The 20127-nt window shown below is 68.4% G+C and carries 17 protein-coding genes and 1 riboswitch; of the genes, 9 read left to right on the top strand and 8 right to left on the bottom strand.

Going from position 1 to position 20127, the window contains the following annotated elements; genetic code table 11:
- Positions 1-200: 200 nt before the first annotated feature.
- Entirely contained in the window at positions 201-3746 is a 3546-nt protein-coding gene (locus tag ACPEH1_RS15460; RefSeq protein ID WP_206147330.1) for a sensor histidine kinase, read from the bottom strand.
- A gap of 185 nt (positions 3747-3931) precedes the next feature.
- On the opposite strand from ACPEH1_RS15460, the gene ACPEH1_RS15465 reads away from it, so the two are divergent.
- Genes ACPEH1_RS15465 through ACPEH1_RS15475 form a run of 3 tightly spaced genes read left to right on the top strand, consistent with a single transcriptional unit; the run spans position 3932 to position 5753 of the window.
- Positions 3932-4615: a YceI family protein gene (locus ACPEH1_RS15465; RefSeq protein ID WP_017357169.1), complete on the top strand. Its 684-nt coding sequence runs from the start codon at positions 3932-3934 to the stop codon at positions 4613-4615.
- Positions 4612-5184 carry a cytochrome b gene (locus tag ACPEH1_RS15470; RefSeq protein WP_136003081.1) on the top strand — a complete coding sequence of 191 codons (573 nt, stop codon included), beginning with the start codon at positions 4612-4614 and terminating at the stop codon, positions 5182-5184. Before ACPEH1_RS15465 ends, ACPEH1_RS15470 begins: the two co-directional genes overlap by 4 nt.
- A gap of 2 nt (positions 5185-5186) precedes the next feature.
- Positions 5187-5753: a YceI family protein gene (locus tag ACPEH1_RS15475; RefSeq protein WP_423716025.1), complete on the top strand. Its 567-nt coding sequence runs from the start codon at positions 5187-5189 to the stop codon at positions 5751-5753.
- An 85-nt stretch (positions 5754-5838) separates the two neighbouring features.
- Here ACPEH1_RS15475 and ACPEH1_RS15480 read toward each other — a convergent pair whose 3' ends face one another.
- Positions 5839-6057: a glutaredoxin family protein gene (locus ACPEH1_RS15480; RefSeq protein WP_229296476.1), complete on the bottom strand. Its 219-nt coding sequence runs from the start codon at positions 6055-6057 to the stop codon at positions 5839-5841.
- A gap of 97 nt (positions 6058-6154) precedes the next feature.
- Between ACPEH1_RS15480 and ACPEH1_RS15485 the strand changes: the two genes are divergently transcribed.
- Both ACPEH1_RS15485 and ACPEH1_RS15490 read left to right on the top strand, forming a co-directional pair.
- Entirely contained in the window at positions 6155-7537 is a 1383-nt protein-coding gene (locus tag ACPEH1_RS15485; protein ID WP_136003078.1) for an L-serine ammonia-lyase, read from the top strand.
- A 99-nt stretch (positions 7538-7636) separates the two neighbouring features.
- Entirely contained in the window at positions 7637-8641 is a 1005-nt protein-coding gene (locus tag ACPEH1_RS15490) for an alpha/beta fold hydrolase (protein ID WP_136003077.1), read from the top strand.
- Between the two features lie 43 nt (positions 8642-8684).
- Here ACPEH1_RS15490 and ACPEH1_RS15495 read toward each other — a convergent pair whose 3' ends face one another.
- Genes ACPEH1_RS15495 through metX form a run of 3 tightly spaced genes read right to left on the bottom strand, consistent with a single transcriptional unit; the run spans position 8685 to position 12021 of the window.
- A complete protein-coding gene (locus tag ACPEH1_RS15495; protein ID WP_153164650.1) occupies positions 8685-9752 on the bottom strand; it encodes a homoserine dehydrogenase in 1068 nt (355 codons plus the stop codon).
- Positions 9749-10993, bottom strand: coding sequence for an O-succinylhomoserine (thiol)-lyase (locus tag ACPEH1_RS15500; protein WP_312709222.1), 1245 nt, complete (start codon positions 10991-10993; stop codon positions 9749-9751). The genes ACPEH1_RS15495 and ACPEH1_RS15500 overlap by 4 nt, the downstream gene beginning before the upstream one ends.
- On the bottom strand, positions 10990-12021 hold the full coding sequence (gene metX / locus ACPEH1_RS15505) for a homoserine O-succinyltransferase MetX (RefSeq protein WP_423716026.1): 1032 nt from the start codon (positions 12019-12021) through the stop codon (positions 10990-10992). Before metX ends, ACPEH1_RS15500 begins: the two co-directional genes overlap by 4 nt.
- A 78-nt stretch (positions 12022-12099) precedes the next feature.
- Positions 12100-12219, bottom strand: a riboswitch (SAM riboswitch).
- Between the two features lie 145 nt (positions 12220-12364).
- On the opposite strand from metX, the gene ACPEH1_RS15510 reads away from it, so the two are divergent.
- The 4 genes from ACPEH1_RS15510 (at position 12365) to ACPEH1_RS15525 (ending at position 17817) form a co-directional block, all read left to right on the top strand.
- Positions 12365-13240, top strand: coding sequence for a M23 family metallopeptidase (locus tag ACPEH1_RS15510; RefSeq protein WP_017354621.1), 876 nt, complete (start codon positions 12365-12367; stop codon positions 13238-13240).
- A gap of 75 nt (positions 13241-13315) precedes the next feature.
- Complete coding sequence (locus ACPEH1_RS15515) at positions 13316-14920, top strand: peptide chain release factor 3 (RefSeq protein ID WP_017354620.1); 1605 nt, start codon at positions 13316-13318, stop codon at positions 14918-14920.
- Positions 14921-15014: 94 nt separating this feature from the next.
- Positions 15015-15647, top strand: coding sequence for a PAQR family membrane homeostasis protein TrhA (trhA, locus tag ACPEH1_RS15520; protein WP_051008554.1), 633 nt, complete (start codon positions 15015-15017; stop codon positions 15645-15647).
- Positions 15648-15837: 190 nt separating this feature from the next.
- Positions 15838-17817 carry an AsmA family protein gene (locus tag ACPEH1_RS15525; RefSeq protein ID WP_017354618.1) on the top strand — a complete coding sequence of 660 codons (1980 nt, stop codon included), beginning with the start codon at positions 15838-15840 and terminating at the stop codon, positions 17815-17817.
- Between the two features lie 56 nt (positions 17818-17873).
- Here ACPEH1_RS15525 and ACPEH1_RS15530 read toward each other — a convergent pair whose 3' ends face one another.
- Genes ACPEH1_RS15530 through mtgA form a run of 3 tightly spaced genes read right to left on the bottom strand, consistent with a single transcriptional unit; the run spans position 17874 to position 20075 of the window.
- Entirely contained in the window at positions 17874-18305 is a 432-nt protein-coding gene (locus tag ACPEH1_RS15530; RefSeq protein WP_017354617.1) for a CBS domain-containing protein, read from the bottom strand.
- Positions 18265-19284 carry a glycosyltransferase family 2 protein gene (locus ACPEH1_RS15535; RefSeq protein WP_017354616.1) on the bottom strand — a complete coding sequence of 340 codons (1020 nt, stop codon included), beginning with the start codon at positions 19282-19284 and terminating at the stop codon, positions 18265-18267. The genes ACPEH1_RS15530 and ACPEH1_RS15535 overlap by 41 nt, the downstream gene beginning before the upstream one ends.
- Before the next feature lie 38 nt (positions 19285-19322).
- Positions 19323-20075: a monofunctional biosynthetic peptidoglycan transglycosylase gene (gene mtgA, locus ACPEH1_RS15540; protein WP_017354615.1), complete on the bottom strand. Its 753-nt coding sequence runs from the start codon at positions 20073-20075 to the stop codon at positions 19323-19325.
- Positions 20076-20127: the final 52 nt, after the last annotated feature.

Genomic DNA, 20127 nt, shown 5'->3' on the forward strand with positions numbered 1-20127 from the left:
GCGACATCCGTGGAGGAACGCGGTGGCCTCCGCAGCGCGGGCCGCCACGGCCTAACGGGGAAGAAGGAGTGTCATCGCGTGCACGCTACGGGACCGGGAGCATCGCTACGCGCCTGCAGCCGACGTCAGTTCACGTTCCGAGCAATCAAGGTTCAGATCACTTCCGCCGAATAGGCGCGCGCCATCAATCGATGCAGGACTCAGTGCACAGGTTGCCGCGCCATCCGCGCCTGCGCGATGGCCTCCACCAGCATGTCGCCCGTCACCGGCTTGCGCAGGAAGCCGTCGAATCCCGAGGCCAGTACCTGCTGCTCGGCGTAGGCATCCGATCGCGCGGTCACCGCGATCAGCGGCAGCTCGTAGCCCATCGCGCGCAGCTGCGAAGCGATCGCGATGCCGTCCAGCGCCGGCAGGTCCAGATCCAGCAGCCCGATGTCGAAGCGGCCCGAGGCCACTTCCGACAGCGCCGCCAGCCCATGCAGCACATGCACCACCTCATGCCCGCGCGTGCGCAGCAGGCCGGTGATGACATCGGCGACGGTCGCATCGTCTTCCACCAGCAGGATGCGCAGCGGCGGCAGCGCCGCGCGCGTGTCGTCCGTCGCGTCCCCCACATGGCGGCTGCGCTGCAGTGTCCACGGCAGCGGCAGGTGCACACTGAAACGCGCGCCCTGGCCCGGGCGGCTGTCGATGCCGATCCGCCCGCCCATCGCCACCGCCAGTTCCTGGCAGATCGCCAGCCCCAGCCCGCTGCCGCCGTAGCGCGATGCGGTGCGCGGCCCGTCGGCCTGTTCGAAACGGTGGAACAGGCGCTGCTGCTGTTCCTCGCTGATGCCTGGTCCGGTATCGGAGACCTCGAAGACCACGCCGTGGCCGTCGTCGACCAACTCGATGCCCAGCCCGACGTGGCCCTGCTCGGTGAACTTGATGGCGTTGCCGAGCAGGTTCATCAGGATCTGGCGGATCCGCATTTCATCGCCGCTGACCTGGACGGGCCCGGGCAGATTGAAACTGCGCTCGAAGGCCAGGCCACGGTGGTGGGCCATCGGCTCCATCAAGGCTTCCACCTGCTCAAGCAGCGTCATCAGATCGAACGGGCGGATGTCCAGCTCCAGCCGGCCTGCTTCGATGCGGGCCAGGTCAAGCGCATCATTGACCAGCCGCAGCAGGTGCGTGCCGGCATGCTGGATGGAGGCGGCGTAGCCGCGCTGGATCTCGTCCAGCGGCGTGGAGAGCAGCAGTTCGCTCATGCCCAGCACGCCGGTCATCGGCGTGCGCACTTCGTGCCCGAGCGTGGCCAGGAAGCGGCTCTTGGCCTGCGAGGCCTGTTCGGCCAGCTGCTGCTTGTGCAGGGTCAACTGCCATTGCTGGCGCCGGCGCAGGCGAACCCGGGCCACGTGGGCGATGGCGGCGATGGACAGCACCGTGCCAAGCACGTAACAGACGATGGCCCAGTTGCTGCGCCACCACGGCGGGTTGACCTGCACGGTGAGCGTGCGCGTGGGGGTCCAGTCGCCGTGCGGCGTCGCCGCCTGCACATCGATGGCGTACTGTCCGGCAGGCAGACGCGACAACAGGCGCTCGCCATCGGCGGCCTGCATCACCCAGTTCTGGTCATAACCCGCGACCCGGTAGCGATACCGGTTGCCCTGGGGATTGGCGAAGGACAACAACCGCGCGGAAATGATCAGGTCGCGATCCAGCGGGCCCAGCGTGATCGGCGCATTGATCGGCAGGGTCTGCTGGCCTTCGGCATCGTCGCGACGCACCTGCACGTTGTCGATCACCAGCTGCGACGGCGGCAGCACGATGTCCGGCGCATCCGGATCGAACCCCACCAGACCGGTGGCGGTCACCGCCAGCACCTGGCCCTTGCTGTTGCGCACCGGCGGCCGGCCGCTGAACTCCGCATCCGGCAGACCATCACGCTCGCCGTACAGGCGCGCACGCCGCAGGCGCGGATGCCAGGACACCAGGCCGCGCGGGGTGGTCGCCCAGACCTGGCCATCGCGCCCCACCACCACGCCGCCCATCGATACCGGCGGCAGGCCCTGGGCCGCGCCGACCCGTTCGCGCAGGGTCATGCTCAAGCCATCCCACGCATAGCGCTCCAGCGCGCCCTTGCGGGCCAGCCACAGGTGGTCCGGGCCGTCCCAGGCAATGTCGTAGATGCTGCCGCGGGAAATGCCCGGCACCTGCTCGAACCGATCATTGCGCCAGCGCAGCAGCCCCATGTCGCCCACCACCCACAGCTGCCCGCGCGGGTCGAACACCATCTGCTCGACCGGGTTCTCGGTGAGCCCGCGGCCCTGGTCGATGCGGATGGTATCGAGCACGCGGCCGTCGGCGGCGCGGCGCTGGATACCGTAGTTCATGATCGACAGCCACAGCTCCCCATCGGGCGCCTGGCGGATCAGGTCGATACGCTGGCGGACATCCGATCCTCCGCCGATCTTCCACTCGCGCAACGCACCGGTGCGTGGCTGGTACAGGCTCAGGCGCCCGGCCCGGCCGATCCACAGCGCGCCATCGGCGCGCGGCAATACCGACCATGCCGCACCTACCCCGATCCGGGCGTCGTCGGCGATCTGGCTCAACCGCCCCACCTCGTCCAACCGGTACAGGCCATGCGCGCCGGCGATGTAGAACGCTTCGCCGGCGGCGGCCACGCCGAGCAGGTAGGCGCTGTCCAGCGGCTTGCCGTCCAGCTGGTACCAGCTGGAAAAGCGCTTCCAGTCCGGCGGCAGGTACGCCAGGCCCTGGGTCAGCATGGCCACCCACAGCCCGCCCTCGTGATCCTGCAGCAGGTCCAGCACCCCACTGCGGGCCGTCAGGAAGCCGCTGCCCGCATCACCGGCCAGCAGGCGCAGGGCGCGGTCGTTGCCCCGGTACAGGCCATCGGCCGTGCCCAGCCAGTAGCCACCGTTGCGGTCGTGGATCACGCTGGCCGCGCGCACGTCGGCGCTCAACGTCCACGGCGCGGGGGTGACCACGTCATCGGCGCCGATCCGGAACAGCCCGCCCTCGGTGCCGGCCCAGACCGTGCCATCCGGTTCGCGGGTGAGGCGGAACACGCTCTTGCCGCCCAGCAACGCCGGCGCGATGCGGGTGAAATGATCGCCTTCCCAGCGCGCCACGCCACTGCCGGTGCCCACCCATACCCGTCCCTGCGGGTCGGTCAGCAGCGTATAGATGGTGTTGTCCGGCAGCGTGCGTGGGTCGCCCGGATCGGCCTGGTAGCGGATCAGCCGGCCATCTTCGCCGCGCCGGCAGATGCCGTGCTGGTTGGTGCCGATCCACAACGACCGCGCCGCATAGGCCAGCGACCAGAACTGTCCCTCGCAGCGTGCGTTCACATCGGCGAAGCGTTCGAAGCGGCGGCGCTCCGGCCCCAGCATGCTCAGGCCCACCCCGTTGGTCCCTACCCACACGCGGTCCAGCGGGTCGACCAGCAGGGTCTCCACTTCGTTGCCCGGAATCGAATCGGGATCGGCCGGATCGTGGCGCCAGACACGCAGCCCCACACCGTCCAGGCGTGCAAGTCCGTCATCGGTGGCCGCCCATACGTATCCCTGGCGGTCCTGGGCCAGCGCCAGCACCATGCGCGAGGGCATGCCTTCGGCGGCACCGAAGCGGCGCATGCGCGGTGTTTCTGCCGATGTCCCCGTGGCCCACGACGCGGCCGGCACTGCACACAGCCACAGCACCAACACCACGATGCCAGCCCGCCAGACGCGCGCGCTCATCGCCATTCCGATCTCCGTGTAGGCGCGGATTGTCGCATGGAACACGCTTTCTCCTGCGCCCGGCCCCCGCACGGAACCGGCGCCGGGCGCGTTCACACCGGCACCACGAACTGTTGCAGCCATGAGCCTGCATGGCTGCGCAGGCCTGTGCGTATGATCGGCACAGATTCCGATGGAGCCCGGCCATGTCCCTGCGCCTGACCCTTGCCCTGCTGCTGTTCTCCGCCCCCGGCCTGGCGCTTGCCGCCGACAGCTACCGCCTGGACCCGGTCCACACACGGGTGCTGTTTGCGATCGAACACGCCGGCTTCTCGCATGCGCTGGGCACCATCTCCGGCAGCGAGGGCGTACTCGTGTTCGATCCGCAGGACTGGGCCGGGGCAACGCTCAACGTCAGCGTGCCGCTGCAGCGCCTGGACCTGGGCGACGACAAATGGAACAAGGCCACGCTGGCGCGCAGCCTGCTCGATGCCGAGCGCTTTCCCGAGGCCCGCTTCGTGTCCACGCGGGTCGAGCCGATCGACGCCACCCACGCCAACGTCATCGGCCAGCTGACCCTGCACGGGGTCAGCCGCGAAGTCACGCTGGCGGTCACGCTCAACGCACTCAAGCGCCACCCGCTGCCGCCGTTCCGGCGCACCGCCGGTTTCTCGGCCACCGCCACGCTCAGCCGCAGCGCATTCGGCGTGGATGGCTGGCCGTCGATGATCGGCGATGAGGTGCAGCTGCGCATCGAGGCCGAGGCGGTGCGCGACCGCACTGCCGCCGATCCGCAGGACACACCGTCCGTCCAGGATGCGGGAACTCCGCCGACCACACCGCACTCCGATTCCCCATCCCCTCAGCCGGTCCAGGAGACCACGCCATGACTGCCAAGAACACCGCTGCCCGCTGGGGCGGCGTCAGCATGACCCTGCACTGGTTGATCGCCGTGCTGATCCTCGCCCTGGGCATCGTCGGCCTGACGATGGGCGAGTTCCCGAAGACGCCGAAGTACTTCTGGATCTACACGATGCACAAGTCGATCGGCATTACCGTGCTGGCACTGGTGGTGGTCCGCCTGGGCTGGCGACTGTATGCCGGCGCGCCGGGGCCGGTGCCCGGCACACCGACCTGGCAGGAGCGCATCGCCTCGACCACCCATTGGCTGCTGTATGTGCTGATGTTCGCCATCCCGCTGTCGGGCTGGCTGTACGACTCGGCCAGTGGACTGCGCCCGTTCCGCTGGTTCGGCCTGGTCAACGTGCCCAAGCTCAGCGCGCCGGACGCGCAGGTCACCCAGATCTCCCACGCCATCCACGAGTGGGGCTTCTGGCTGCTGATCGCCGTGGTGTTGGCCCATGCCGGCGCCGCGCTTTACCACCATCTTTACCAACGCGATGCCACCCTTGCGCGCATGATGCCGCAGCGCTGGCTCGCCTCCCCCCAGAAGGATTGAGAATGAACATCAAGCTCACCACCCCCGCGGCGGTCGCCGCCGCCCTGGCCGGCCTGATGACCGCCGCCCCGGCCCTTGCCGCCGAGTACGTGCAGGCGCCTGGCTCGGTCCTGGTGTTTGCCACCAAATACGACGGCGAAGTCTTCACCGGCAGCTTCCCGGGCTTCGACACCAGGCTCAGCTTCGATCCGGCCAAGCTGGACGGCTCGCACCTGGAAGTGACCATTCCGCTGGCCGGCGCCAAGAGCGGCAACAGCGACCGCGACTCCACGCTGCAGGGCGCCGACTTCTTCAACGTCGGCAAGTTCGCCCAGGCCAAGTACAGCGCCAGCAGGTTCCGCGCACTGGGCAACAACCAGTTCGCCGCCGACGGCACGCTGGAACTGCGCGGCGTCAGCAAGCCGGTCACGCTGACCTTCACCTGGACCCCGGGCGCCCAGCCGGTACTCACCGGCAAGGCCACGGTCAAGCGCCTGGACTTCGGCGTGGGCGGCGGCGACTGGGCCGACACCAAGACCATCCCCAACGAAACCGCGATCAGCACCAAGGTCGTCCTGAAAGCAAAGTAACGCGGGCGACCGCGCCGGCCGGTGCCGGCCCCCGCCCCATCGATCGCCTCCAGGGCGCCGGCCACCAGCCGGCGCCCTGGAGGCGTCAGCCCATCCAGGCCCGCAGCGCCGCCACATCGAACGGCCAGTCCAGCTCGCGGCCCTGCGCATCGCGCAGCACCGGCACGCGCAGCCCGTAACGGGCCTCCAGCGCCGCATCGTCGTCGATGAACACACTGTCCAGATCGCCCACCCGGGCCTGCGCCAGCACCGCCAGGGCCTGGTCGCACAAGTGGCAGTCATCACGCTGATACAAGGTAAACACCGGCCCACCCGCCTTGGAAAATGTTGCGCCGCAATCATGGCTGGCGCCCGCGACAGCATAGAATGGCGCTCCATCCGATACCCGCAGTTTGGCAATCATGGCAGTCAGCACGTTCGATGTGTTCAAGATCGGCATTGGCCCGAGTTCCTCGCATACCGTAGGACCGATGAAGGCTGCCGAGCGTTTCGTGCACCGCTGGCTGCTCGACCCGGGGCATCTGCAGGACGTGGTGCGCATCCGGGCCGACGTCTACGGCTCGCTGGCCCTCACCGGTCGCGGCCACGGCACCGACAAAGCGGTGCTGCTCGGGCTGGAAGGCCAGCGCCCGAACCTGATCGATCCGGACATCATTCCGGAAACGCTGGAGCGCATCCGCACCACCAAGCGCCTGAAGCTGATGGGCCAGCATGAGATCGTGTTCGACGAAAAGCGCGACCTCGGCCTGAACAAGCGCCAGAAGCTGCCCTATCACACCAACGGCATGCGCTTCACCGCGTACGACGCCCAGGAACAGGTCATCGCCACCCGCGACTACTACTCGGTGGGCGGCGGCTTCGTGGTCAACCAGGACGACGCCGCCGACGATCGCATCGTGCCCGATGAAACGCCGCTGCCGTATCCGTTCAAGAGCGGCGACGAGCTGCTGGCGCAGACCGCGCGCAGCGGCCTGAGCATCGCCCAGATGATGTTCGAGAACGAGAAATGCTGGCGTACCGAGGACGAGATCCGCGACCAGCTGCGCGAAATCTGGAATGCCATGCAGAGCTGCGTGGCACGCGGCATCCGCCAGGAAGGCACCCTGCCCGGTGGCCTGCATGTCTCACGCCGTGCTCCGGCGCTGTATCGCGAACTGTCGTCCAAGCCTGAAGCGGCCATGCGCGATCCGCTGACCACGCTGGACTGGGTGAACCTGTACGCGCTGGCGGTCAACGAGGAAAACGCAGCCGGCGGCCGTGTGGTCACCGCCCCGACCAACGGCGCTGCCGGCGTGCTGCCGGCCGTGCTGCACTACTTCGATCGCTTCTGCCCCGGCGCCAATGAACAGCGCGTGTTCGACTTCCTGCTGACCTCCGCCGCGATCGGCATCCTGTACAAGGAAAACGCCTCGATCTCCGGCGCCGAAGTCGGTTGCCAGGGCGAGGTGGGCGTGGCCTGCTCGATGGCCGCCGGCGGCCTGGTTGCCGCACTCGGCGGCAACCCCAGCCAGATCGAGAATGCCGCCGAGATCGGCATGGAGCACAACCTCGGCCTGACCTGCGACCCGATCGGTGGCCTGGTGCAGATCCCCTGCATCGAGCGCAACGCGATGGGCGCGGTCAAGGCGATCAACGCCAGCCGCATGGCCATGCGTGGCGACGGCAAGCACAAGGTATCGCTGGACAAGGTCATCAAGACCATGCGCGACACCGGCCGCGACATGCAGGACAAGTACAAGGAAACCAGCCGCGGCGGCCTGGCGGTCAACGTCATCGAGTGCTGATCCGCGGCCGCCGACCCACGGTCGGCTGCACCGGTCATGGTGTCGCGGCACGTGCGCGGCACCTCCGGTAAAGTCCGGGTTCCCCTTCCGGAGACCGCCATGCGCATCCTGGCCGCCGCCCTGCTCGCCTGCCTCCCGCTGACCACCTTCGCCGCCGAGACCTATGGCCCGCGACTGGAAGGCTTCGACTACCCGTATCCGGTGAAGATCTTCCCGCTCGGATCGCAACGGCAGCCGCTGGAGATGGCGTATCTGGATGTTCCGCCGGCAGGAACCGCGTTCGCCGGTACGGTGGTGCTGCTGCACGGCAAGAACTTCTGCGCGGCAACCTGGAAAGACAGCATCGCCGCGCTCACCGCCGCCGGCTACCGGGTGATCGCACCGGACCAGATCGGCTTCTGCAAATCCAGCAAGCCCGAGCGCTACCAGTATTCGTTCGGACAGCTCGCCGCCAACACCCACGCGCTGCTGGCCCACCTCGGCCTCGACGCGGCCAAGGTGGACCTGGTGGGCCATTCGATGGGCGGCATGCTCGCCGCGCGCTATGCCCTGATGTATCCGCAGCAGTTGCGCCACCTCGCGCTGGTCAATCCAATCGGGTTGGAAGACTGGAAGGCCAAAGGCGTGCCGTGGCGCAGTGTGGATGCGTGGTATGCCAACGAACTCAAGACCAGCGCCGACAGCATCAGGGCGTACCAGCGGGAGGTGTACTACAACGGCCAGTGGAAACCGCAGTACGAACAGTGGGTGCGCATGCAATCGCGCATGTATGACGGTGCGGGGAAGGAAGCGGTGGCCTGGAGCCAGGCACTCACCTCGGACATGGTGTTCAATCAGCCGGTGGTATACGAGCTGCCGCGCATCGCCGTGCCCACCACGCTGTTCATCGGCCAGACCGACCGCACCGCCATCGGCCGGGACCTCGCACCGCCGGCGTTGAAGGCCACGCTGGGCGACTACCCGACGCTGGGCAGGGCCGCCGCCGCTGCGATCCCCGGCGCGACGCTGGTGACGTTCGACGACCTCGGCCATTCGCCACAGGTGCAGGACCCGGAACGGTTCAACGCCGCCCTGTTGAACGCCCTGCAACACCCAGGCAGGTAGGGGCCGGCCGTTGGTCGGCTGGCCACGCCTGGGGTGGCAATGATCAGCGCCGTACGATCGCCAGCACGTCGTCGAGCAGCGCCGCCGCGGTGACGCCGGCGCCCGCACCCGGACCCTGGATCAGCAGCGGCTGCTGCTGATAACGGTCGCTGTGGATCGCCACCCGGTTGTCGGTCTGCGCCCCGCCCGCCAACGGGTGGTCGAGCGGCAGGATGCGCAGCCCCACCGACGCGCCGTCGTGGTCGAAGCCGCCGACGAAGCGCAGGCAGCCACCCTGTGTCTGTGCCTGGTGCCAGTACTGCAGCAGCGGCGCATCAAGCTGCGACAACGCGCCCAGCGCCGCGTCGGCCGGCAACGCGGCCAGCGCGTCCGGCACCAGCGAGGCCACCCGCACCTGCCCGGCGCACAGCGCGATGCCACTGGCCCGGGCCAGGATCAGCAGCTTGCGGCGTACGTCCTCACCGGACAGGTCCACGCGCGGGTCCGGCTCGGTGTACCCGGCGCGGGCGGCCTCGCGCACCCAATCGGAGAACGCGCGTTGGCCATCGTAGTGATGGAACAGCCAGGCCAGCGATCCGGACAGCACGCCTTCCACGCGGTGGATGCGGTCCCCCCCGGCCACCAGCGCGCGCAGGCTGCTCAGCAGCGGCAGGCCCGCGCCTACCGTGGCGCTGTCGCCGTACTGCGCGTCGCTGCCCTGGCGGCTGTCGGCGATGGCCTGCGCCCGCGCGAGCTGCGCGCCCTGGCCGAGCTTGTTGGCGGTTACCACATGCACGCCGCGAGCCAGCCATTGCTCATGCCGGTTGGCCACCTCGTCGCTGGCGGTGGCATCCACCACCACATCGCCGCGCTGCAGGCCGTCGGTGTCCGCCCAGGGCTGCAACGCCGGCGCGGTACGGGCAGCCAGGTTGGCCAGCTGCAGCTCCTGTTCCGGCGCGTGCCCACAGGCGCGCGCCGTCCGCGAATTGGCGAGCCAGGAGAACTGCGGCAGTGCCACGCCGCGTGCCAGCAACGACTGGTAGCGCTGCACGAACGCAGTGCCGACGGTGCCGGTGCCGAGCAGCGCCAGACGTCGCGCCGTGGCCGGGGCCAACGTCAGGACCGCGCTCATGCATCCACCTGTTTGCGGTGTGCCGTCCGGGCCTGCAGGTTGATCACCGCCTGCGCGCGTTCCAGCCCGGCCTGCAGGTCGGCCACGAGGTCCTCGGGCGATTCGATGCCCACCGACAGGCGCAGCAGCCCTTCACTGATCCCTGCATGCGCACGCGCCTCCGGCGTCATCGCGGCGTGGGTCATGGTGGCCGGATGCGCGACCAGGCTTTCGACCCCGCCCAGCGATTCGGCCAGGGTGAAACAGCGCAGGCCGTCGACGAAGGCGCGCACGGCCGCGTGTGGATCATCGCCGGCGCAGGACGCCAGCTCGAAGGACAGCATCGCGCCGAAACCGCTCTGCTGGCGCGCGGCGATCGCGTGCCCCGGATGGTCCGCCAGTCCGGGGTAGTACACCTGGGCAACCGCATCGCTGGCGGCCAGCAGATCGACCACTGCGGCGGTGTTCTCCTGGTGCGCGCGCAGGCGCGCGCCGAGCGTACGCAGCCCGCGAAGGGTCAGGAAGGCATCGAACGGCGAGCCGGTCAGCCCGAGCGCATTGGCCCACCACACCAGTTGCTCATGCACCGCCGGATCGCGCGCAATCACCGCCCCCCCCACCACGTCGCTGTGCCCATTGATGTACTTGGTGGTCGAGTGCAGCACCAGATCGGCGCCGAATGCGATCGGCTGCTGCAGCGCCGGCGACAGAAAGGTGTTGTCCACCACCACCCTGGCGCCGGCCCTGTGCGCGGCGTCGATGACGAAGCGCAGGTCGGTGATGCGCAGCAGCGGGTTGGACGGGGTTTCGATCAGCACCAGCGTCGGCGATTGCGCCAGCGCATCGGCCAGCGAGCGCGGATCCGTGAGGTCGGCGGTGATCAGCCCGAAATGGCCCTTCTTCGCCAGGGCGTTGAACAGCCGCCAGCTGCCACCGTACGCATCATGCGGCACTACCAGCGTATCGCCCGGCTGCAGCAGCGCGTTGAGCACCAGGTTGATCGCTCCCATGCCGGTGGAGGTGATCACGCCCCCTGCGCCGCCTTCGAGTTCGGCCAGTGCCTCACCCAGCAGGTCGCGGGTCGGATTGCCGCTGCGCGTGTAATCGTACTGACGCTTGTTGCCGAAACCGTCGAAGCTGAAATTGGAGGACAACACGATCGGCGGGGTCACCGCGCCGTGGGCGGTATCACGGTCAATGCCGGCGCGTACCGCAGCGGTGACGCGGCTACAGGACGGTTCGGTACCAGCGGACAGACTCATGCGGTTTCTCCCGGGGAACGGATGGCGTTGGCGAGGATCGCGTCGACGCGATCGGTTTCTTTGAGGAAGGCGTCGTGGCCGTAGGGCGAGCGCAGCACGCGCAGGCTGCCGCGCGGGCCCAGCCCTTCGACCAGGCCGACGCAGTCGGCCAGCGGCACCAGCCGGTCCCCTTCGACGGCGACGACCACGGTCGGTACCTGGAGGGCGGTGGGGTCGACGCGGTGCAGGTCGATCGATTCGGACAGGCGCAGGTAGGCGTTTACCGGCGTGCGCGCCACGTACTGTGCGCCGGCCGCATCCAGGTAGTCCTCGGCGGCCACGCGCACGCGGCCATTGACCACCTCCGGTGCGGCATCGAAGCGCTCGCCGAATTCTTCCGGCGTGCGGTAGCTGAGCATGGCGAACTGCCGGGCCAGCGACAGCCCGTGGCTTTCAGCGCACTGCAGCTGCCCCAGGGCGACCGCACGGCGCTGCAGCGCGCGCCACGCCGCGGCGTACGGGTGCGGGCGATGCGCGCCGCTCACCGCGACCAGCCGCTGCAGTCGCTGCCGGTGCCGCACCGCGAACTGCTGTCCGACCAGGGCGCCGTAGGAATAGCCGACGAAACACTGCAGCTGCGCGATGCCGAGCTGGTCGAGCAGCAGCGCCAGCGCATCGGCCTGGTCGGCGGTGTCGATCGGCAGGTCCAGCGCGCCGTCGGCACCGATGAAGTCGAACGCCAGGATGCGCAGCGTGGCCGGGTCCAGGGTGCGGCCCGCCGCCACCAGGCCGTCGGCCCAGCCCTTCTCGGGGAACTCGGCATTGGCAGCCACGTGGCGATGGGCCGAGATGCCACCGGCCAGCACCACCACCGGCGCATCCTCGCGTCCGACCAGTTCGTAGCGCAGACGCACCGGGCGCACGCCCCCGTGGCGCATCGACAGCACCGCGGCGATATCGCCGCGCACGGCGTTGCGGCCGTCGATGACGGGCACGCTGACAGGGGCGAAGGTGTCGGTGGCGAGTGCTGAAGCGGTGGCGAAACGCATGGCGGTATCCCAGGAAGGAAATCGGCCATCGAGCTTTCGCGGAGCTCGCGTTCGAGATGCACGCACAGTGCATGGGTCGAACCATCTTTCGGTGGACGCCACGGTCCCCGCAGGATTTGGCACCTACGCAGGTCGCTTGCGCGTCTGCGGGCTGCCCCGGCTTCAAAGGGCCTGTCCCTCTGCCGGTCTCGATGGTGGGGCCACGATGCCAGCCCCCACAGCGCATGTCAATCCCTTCATCGGGATGAAGCGATATAGTTTTTTCTCATCAGGGCATTGGGCCCCGTCTTTCCTGAACGGACCACATTGCGTAGAGTCCGCGCACCTCAATAGGATCGACACCATGCGACGGATCGTGCTGCTGCTGTTGCTGCCATGCCCCCTGCTGGCCGGGGCCGCGCCGCCGGACTGGCGCTCGGGCTGGGGCATGGTCCAGCCCACCGGGGTGCCGCAGGGCGCAAGCGCCGGCGCGCTGGCCTCGGTGAAGCTGGAAGGCGGCGCCAGCCGCTGGCAGGCCCGGGTCGACAACCACCTCGCCGGCCCGGTGCAGGTGGCGCTGCGCCAGGATGCGGGCGCCGTGGCGCTGCCCGGGCTGCCGATGCAGACCGTCCTGCCCGGCTCGGCCAGCGTGGTGGTGACGCGTCTGCAGTTGCCGCCGGACACCCAGAGGCTGAACCTGCTGCTGGATGCGGTACCGGGCGATCCGGCGGCCCGGCCGATGGACGTGACCTACCAGCTGCCGTTCGATGCCAAGCGCTTCCAGGTGACCCAGGCGCCCCAGGGGCGTTTCAGCCACACCGACGCGGAGAACCGCGATGCGGTCGATTTCGCCCTTCCCGAGGGCACGCCGGTGCTGGCCGCACGTGCCGGCAAGGTGATGCAGGTGCAGGGCAATTTCCACGACAACGGCCAGGACCCGGCGCGCGACCGGGACCGCGCCAACTTCATCCGGGTGCTGCATGAAGACGGCAGCATGGCGGTCTATGCCCACCTGCAGGCCAATGGGGTGCTGGTCCGAAGCGGCCAGCGGGTGGAGGCCGGCCAGCGCATCGGCGTATCGGGCAACACCGGCTACAGCACGGCCCCGCACCTGCACTTCGTGGTCCAGGCCAATACCGGCATGCAGCTGCGTTCGATTCCGGTGCGCATCGTGGCGCCCCAGGGCGAGCTGCAGTTCGCCCGTGAGGTGGCCCCGGGCAGCGACGGGGCCGCGCCCTGACCCGCCAACCCCGGCGGCCCGGTATAATCGGCGGCTTATCTCTTTGAAAAGCGCCCCGGGCGGGCGCGTCACGCCATGTCCGAAGTCGCTACCGAAGCTGCGCGCCGCCGCACCTTCGCCATCATTTCCCATCCTGACGCCGGCAAGACCACGCTGACCGAAAAGCTCCTGCTGTTCGGCGGTGCGATCCAGATGGCCGGCTCGGTCAAGGGGCGCAAGGCCGCGCGCCATGCCACGTCGGACTGGATGGCGCTGGAAAAGGAGCGCGGCATCTCGGTCACCTCGTCGGTGATGCAGTTCCCCTACGAAGGCAAGATCGTCAACCTGCTCGACACCCCCGGCCACGCCGACTTCGGCGAGGACACCTACCGCGTGCTGACCGCGGTGGACTCGGCGTTGATGGTCATCGACGTGGCCAAGGGCGTGGAAGAGCGCACCATCAAGCTGATGGAAGTGTGCCGCCTGCGCGACACGCCGATCATGACCTTCATCAACAAGCTCGACCGCGAAGGCAAGGAGCCGATCGATCTGCTGGATGAAGTGGAAAGCGTGCTGGGCATCCAGTGCGCGCCGGTCACCTGGCCGATCGGCATGGGCCAGCGCCTCAAGGGCGTGGTCCACCTGATCAGCGGCGAAGTGCACCTCTATGAGCAGGGCCGCAACTTCACCCGCCAGGATTCGACCATCTTCCCGTCGATCGACTCGCCGGGCCTGGCCGAGAAGATCGGCGAACGCATGCTGGCCGACCTGCGCGACGAACTGGAGCTGGTGCAGGGCGCCAGCCATCCGTTCGACGTGCAGGCCTACCTGGCCGGCAAGCAGACCCCGGTATTCTTCGGCTCGGGCGTGAACAATTTCGGCGTGCAGCCACTGCTGGACTTCTTTGTCGAGCACGCCCCGTCGCCGCAGCCGCGCGCGACCACCGGCCGGGTGATCGCACCGCAGGAAAACAAGCTGACCGGGTTCGTGTTCAAGATCCAGGCCAACATGGACCCGCAGCACCGCGACCGCGTGGCCTTCATGCGGGTGTGTTCGGGCCGATTCGTGGCCGGCATGAAGACCTTCCACGTGCGCAGCGGCAAGGAAATGAAGCTGGCCAATGCGCTGACCTTCATGGCCAGCGATCGCGAGATCGCCGCCGAGGCCTGGCCTGGCGATGTGATCGGCATCCACAACCACGGCACCATTTCGATCGGCGATACGTTCACCGAAGGCGAAGCGGTGAGCTTCACCGGCATTCCGAACTTCGCGCCGGAGCTGTTCCGCCGCGCGCGCCTGCGCGACCCGCTGAAGCTCAAGCAGTTGCAGAAGGGTCTGGCGCAGTTGTCCGAAGAAGGCGCAACCCAGTTCTTCCGTCCGCTGATGAGCAACGACCTGATCCTGGGGGCGGTCGGCGTGCTGCAGTTCGATGTGGCGGCCTATCGTCTCAAGGACGAGTACGGTGTGGAGGCCACGTTCGAGCCGGTCAGCGTGACCACCGCGCGGTGGGTCACCTGCAGCGACGAAAAGAAGCTGGAAGAATTCCGCGAGAAGAACGCCAGCAACCTGGGCATCGATGCCGCCGGCCAGCTGGTATACCTGGCCCCGACCCGGGTCAATCTGCAGCTGGCGCAGGAGCGCGCGCCGGACGTTCGCTTCGCCGCCACGCGCGAAGCGGCGCACAGCGTCTCGGTCGCCTGATCGAACGGCTGAACAGGCGTGCGTGCAAGCGCGCGCCATCGCGGCGATGATAGGGGGGAGCGGGCTCCCCCTCCCCGCGCACCCGATCATCGCCATGACCTCTGTCGTTTCCGTACGTGAAGAAATCGCCAGCGCCCTGACCCACGGGCTCGGCGCGGTCGCCGCACTCGCCGCCAGCGCGGTGCTGATCACGCTGGCCGCCATCTATGGTGACGGCTGGCAACTGGCCAGCGCGATCGTGTTCGGCGTGGCCCTGCTGCTGCTGTACACCGCCTCCACGCTCTACCACGCCATTCAGCACCCGATCGCCAAGGGCCGGCTGAAAGTGTTCGACCACTGCGCGATCTACCTGCTGATCGCCGGCACCTACACCCCGTTCACCCTCATCGGCCTGCGCGGCCCGTGGGGCTGGGGCATGTTCACCGCGATCTGGGCGCTGGCGCTGTTCGGCGTGGTGTTCAAACTGTTCTACACCGGCCGCTTCAAGCTGCTGTCCACGCTGATCTACATCGCGATGGGCTGGATGGTGCTGGTGGCGATCAAGCCGATGTGGGCGTCGCTGGACGCCTGGACACTGGGCTGGCTGCTCGCTGGCGGCCTGTCCTACACGCTGGGCACCTACTTCTACCACCGCGAGTCGATCCCCTATTCGCACGCGATCTGGCACCTGTTCGTCATCGGCGGCAGCGTCTGCCACTTTGTGGCCGTGACTGCGCAGATTCTCTGATCCACGTCGACGGCAACGTCAAGATCAACGTCGGCGGGGCGGGTGGGTTTACGGGACACGCCGTGAATCCGTAAGCCCACTCGCACCACGCCGCTCATCCACACATCACGTGAGCGCCGTTGCCGTTGCACGACGCCCTGACACCATCCTTACCAATGCTTCGCGTTGCCTGCACGATGAACAGGCAAGGATGGAGCGCGTGGATACTGTCGACTCCCCTGCTCCGTCTCCTGCAGCGCGCCGCTGGCGCCGTCCCGGCAAACGCGGGCAGCGCTGGTTGGCGATCCTGCTGTTTCTGTTCGCCGCGCTGCTGATCCTCATCGCGCTGTGGGACTGGAACTGGTTCAAGGGACCGGTCGAGCGGGCGGTGCAGGCCAGGACCGGCCGTGCATTCCACATCAACGGCGACCTCGACGTCGACCTCGGCCGCACTACCGTCATCCGCGGCGACCGCCTCACTTTCGCCAATGCAGCGTGGGCGAAGACCCCTCGGATGGCCACCGCCGATCGTGCCGAGATCGCCATCCGCGTCTGGCCACTTCTGCGCGGCGAGGTGCGCATTCCCGAAGTGCGCCTCACCCGGCCCGACCTGCTGCTGGAAACCGGCCCCGGCAAGGACACGCCCGGCAACTGGGATTTTCTCGGCCCGTCCACCGGCAACCCGCCGCAACTTCAGCGCCTGCTGGTTGACGACGGGCGTCTGCAGTTCATTGATGCGGCCGGCAAAACCGATGTCCTGGTCGCGCTCAACAGCGGCAAACCCCGTCGCCAGGACAGCGCACCGCCCCTGCTGGTCAAGGGCAAGGGGCGCTGGAAGGGCAATCCCTTCTCCCTGGACGGCAACACCGAATCGCCGCTGGAACTGACCCACAGTGACCACCCGTTCCGCATCCACCTGGATGGCCGCGCCGGCGCCACCCATGCCATCGCCAGCGGCACGCTGACCAACCCGTTCGCGCTGCGCACCTTCGATCTGGAGTTGATGCTCAGCGGACAGGACATGGAAGACCTGTATCCGCTGATCGGCCTGGCCATTCCCTCCACACCGCCGTATCGGCTCAAGGGGCGGCTCAAGCGCAACAACGATACCTGGCGCTACGAGAACTTCACCGGCACCGCCGGCGACAGCGACCTCGGCGGTACCGCGCAGATCGATGTCGGCGGCGAGCGGCCGTTCCTGAAAGCCGATCTGGTGTCCAGACGACTGGACTTCGACGATCTGGCCGGCTTCATCGGCGCGCCGCCGAAGACCGGCGCAGGGGAGTCGGCCAACGCCGAACAGAAAGCCGAAGCCGCCGCGCTGGCAGCGCGCGCCAAGGTGCTGCCCGACACGCCGTACAACCTGACCAAGCTGCGCGCGATGGACGCCGACGTGCGGTGGAAGGCACAGCGCATCAACTCCCCGGTGCTGCCCCTGGATGACATGGATGCGCATCTCAAACTGGATGCGGGCCTGCTCCGCCTGGAGCCGCTGAATTTCGGCGTCGCCGGCGGCGACATCCGCAGCACCATCCGCCTGGATGCGCGCAGGGACACCATCGCCACCCGCCTGCAGGCCACCATCCGCAAGGTCCAGCTCGGCCGCCTGTTCCCCGATGCCAAGCTGGCCGAACAGGCCTCCGGCGGCATCAGCGGCAACGTCGACCTGGCCGGCACCGGCAATTCGGTGGCCGCAATGCTTGGCAGTTCGGATGGCAACGTCGGCGTGGCCATCGGGCGGGGCCATGTCGGCAACCTGATCATGGAGCTGGCCGGGCTGGACGTGGCCGAGTCCTTGAAATTCCTGTTCACCGGAGACAAACAGATCCCCCTGCGCTGCGGGTTCGGCGACTTCAGCGTGGGCAATGGCGTGATGCGCTCGCGTGCGCTGGCGCTGGATACCACCGACACCCTGATCGTCGGCGAAGGCACGGTCGACCTGAAACAGGAGCAGCTGGACCTGCTGCTGCGCCCGCGTCCGAAGGACATCAGCATCCTGGCGCTGCGCTCGCCGCTGCGCATCGGCGGTACCTTCAAGGACCCGTCGTTCCGTCCCGATTTCAAGGCGCTGGGCCTGCGGGGCGCGATCGCCCTGACCCTGGGCAGCATTACCCCGCCCGCCGCCCTGCTGGCGACGATCGAAACCGGCCCGGGCAAGGACAGCGACTGCGGCGGGCACTACGCGAAGTGAGGCCTGCGGGGAGTACCGACCGGCGGTCGGCACCCTCCCTTCCCTACCGGGGGCGGTCAGCCGGCGACGATGTACTGCTGCAGCTGATCCAGCTTCTGCGCCTGCTCGTCGATCACCGACTTGACCAGGTCGCCGATCGAGATCACGCCGAGAACGCCGCTCCCGTCCACCACCGGCAGGTGCCGGATGCGGTAATCGGTGACCAGTTGCAGACAGTGTTCGACCTGCTCGGACGGCGCCACAGTGACCACCTTGGCGGTCATGATCTCGCTGACCGGGGTGGTGTGGGACGAGCGCTCGTGGAGCACGATCTTGCGCGCGTAATCGCGCTCGGACAGGATGCCGACCAGCCGCCGGCCCTCCATCACCAATACCGCACCGATGCCCTTCTCGGCCATCAGCCGGATCGCTTCGATCACCGCCGTGTCCGGGGCAACCGCGAAAACCTCAGGGGACTTGCCTTCCAACAGCTGTCGAACCGTGGTCATGGCCTTGCTCTCCACCGACGGGATGCGCTGCCGAGTCTGCCACGATCGGCGCCTGCCAGGTGTCAACCAGATACAGCGGCCGCTGTTTGGACTCCTCGTACAGCCGCCCCAGGTACTCGCCGATCAGCCCCAGCGCGATCAGCTGCACGCCGCCCAGGAACAGGATCACCGCCATCATCGTCGGCCAGCCGGCCACCCGGTCGCCGTACAGCGCCGCCTTGGTCACCACCACCAGCGCGAACAGGAAGGCGAAGCTCGCCGCCGCCAGCCCCAGGTAAGTGGTCACCCGCAGCGGCGCGGTGGAGAAGCCGGTAATCCCTTCCAGCGCGAAGTTCCACAACCGCCACAGGCCGAACTTGCTGTCGCCCACCAGCCGGGCATGGCGGTGGTAGGGCACCGCCTTGCGACGGAAACCGACCCAGCCGAACAGCCCCTTCATGAACCGGTGGCGCTCGCGCAACTGGCGCAGGGCCTGCAGCGCCCGCGGCGACAGCAGCCGGAAGTCACCGGTGTCGGCCGGGATCGGCGTCTTCGACAACCGTCCGATCACCCGGTAGAACGCCGCGGCGGTGGCGCGCTTGATCCAGCCTTCGCCATCACGTGCCAGCCGGGTGCCATAGATGTTGTCGTACCCCTCCCGCCACAGCGCCACGAACGCGGGGATCAACTCCGGCGGGTCCTGGCCATCGGCGTCGAGGATCATCACCGCGCCGCTGTCGACAAAGTCCAGTCCCGCGGTCAGCGCCGCCTCCTTGCCGAAGTTGCGCGACAGCCGCAGCACGCCGACCCGGGGGTCCTGCGCGGCCAGCGCTTCCATCACCGCCCAGGTCGCGTCGTGGCTGCCGTCGTCCACATACAGGATGCGCCCATCGATGCCGTCCAGGGTGTCGAGCACGGCGCACAGGCGCGGGTGCAGCAACGGCAGCGCCTGCGCCTCGTCGTGCGCGGCAATGACAACGGTGAGGCGATCGGCAGGCATGGTGACGATTGTACGGGGCCGCCCGTCGGCACGGACCGTCACGGTTCCTCGGCCAGATAGCCCTGCCCGCCCAACTGGCGCGCCTGGCGCTGGATCCAGGCAGCGCGTCGCTGCACATAGGGGCCGGGGCGGGCCGCGTTGTAGCGCCGGGGGGCGGGCAGAACCGCCGCCAGCCGCGCGCTCTCCGCCGGGCTCAACCGGGCGGCGTCCTTGTTCCAGAACTGCCGCGACGCCGCCTGCGCACCGTAGATGCCGTCGCCGAATTCGGCGATGTTGGCGTACACCTCCAGGATCCGCGATTTCGGCCAGAGCGCTTCGATCAGCAGCGTGTACCAGACCTCCAGGCCCTTGCGCACCCAGCTGCGGCCCTGCCACAGGAACAGGTTCTTGGCGACCTGCTGGCTGATCGTGCTTGCCCCCCGCAGCCGCCCGCCGCGGGCGTTGTGATCGCGCGCCTTCTCGATCGCCTGCAGGTCGAAGCCGTTGTGAACGGGGAAGCGCTGGTCTTCGGCGGCCACCAGGGAAATCGGCAGGCTCGGCGCCATCTGGTCCAGGTCGCGCCACTGGTAGTGCAGGCGGTAGTCCCAGTCACGCTGGCCCAACGCCTCGCCATAGCGCCACATCATCACCGTGGACACCGGCGGGTCCAGGAAGCGCAGCAGCACCACCTGCAGGACCGTGATGGCCACGAACAGGACTGGCAGCCAGAGCAGGCGTTTCCAGCGCCAACGCCGCGCGCGCGGTGGATCCAGGCCCGGGTCGGCCTTGTGGTTGCTGCGCTCTGCCCCCATTAGTGGTGCATCCTCTGCTTGCACGGTTGTCGGCGCATTATCCGGCAACTGC

Source organism: Stenotrophomonas sp. NPDC077421, assembly GCF_049545505.1.
Taxonomy (GTDB): domain Bacteria; phylum Pseudomonadota; class Gammaproteobacteria; order Xanthomonadales; family Xanthomonadaceae; genus Stenotrophomonas; species Stenotrophomonas nematodicola.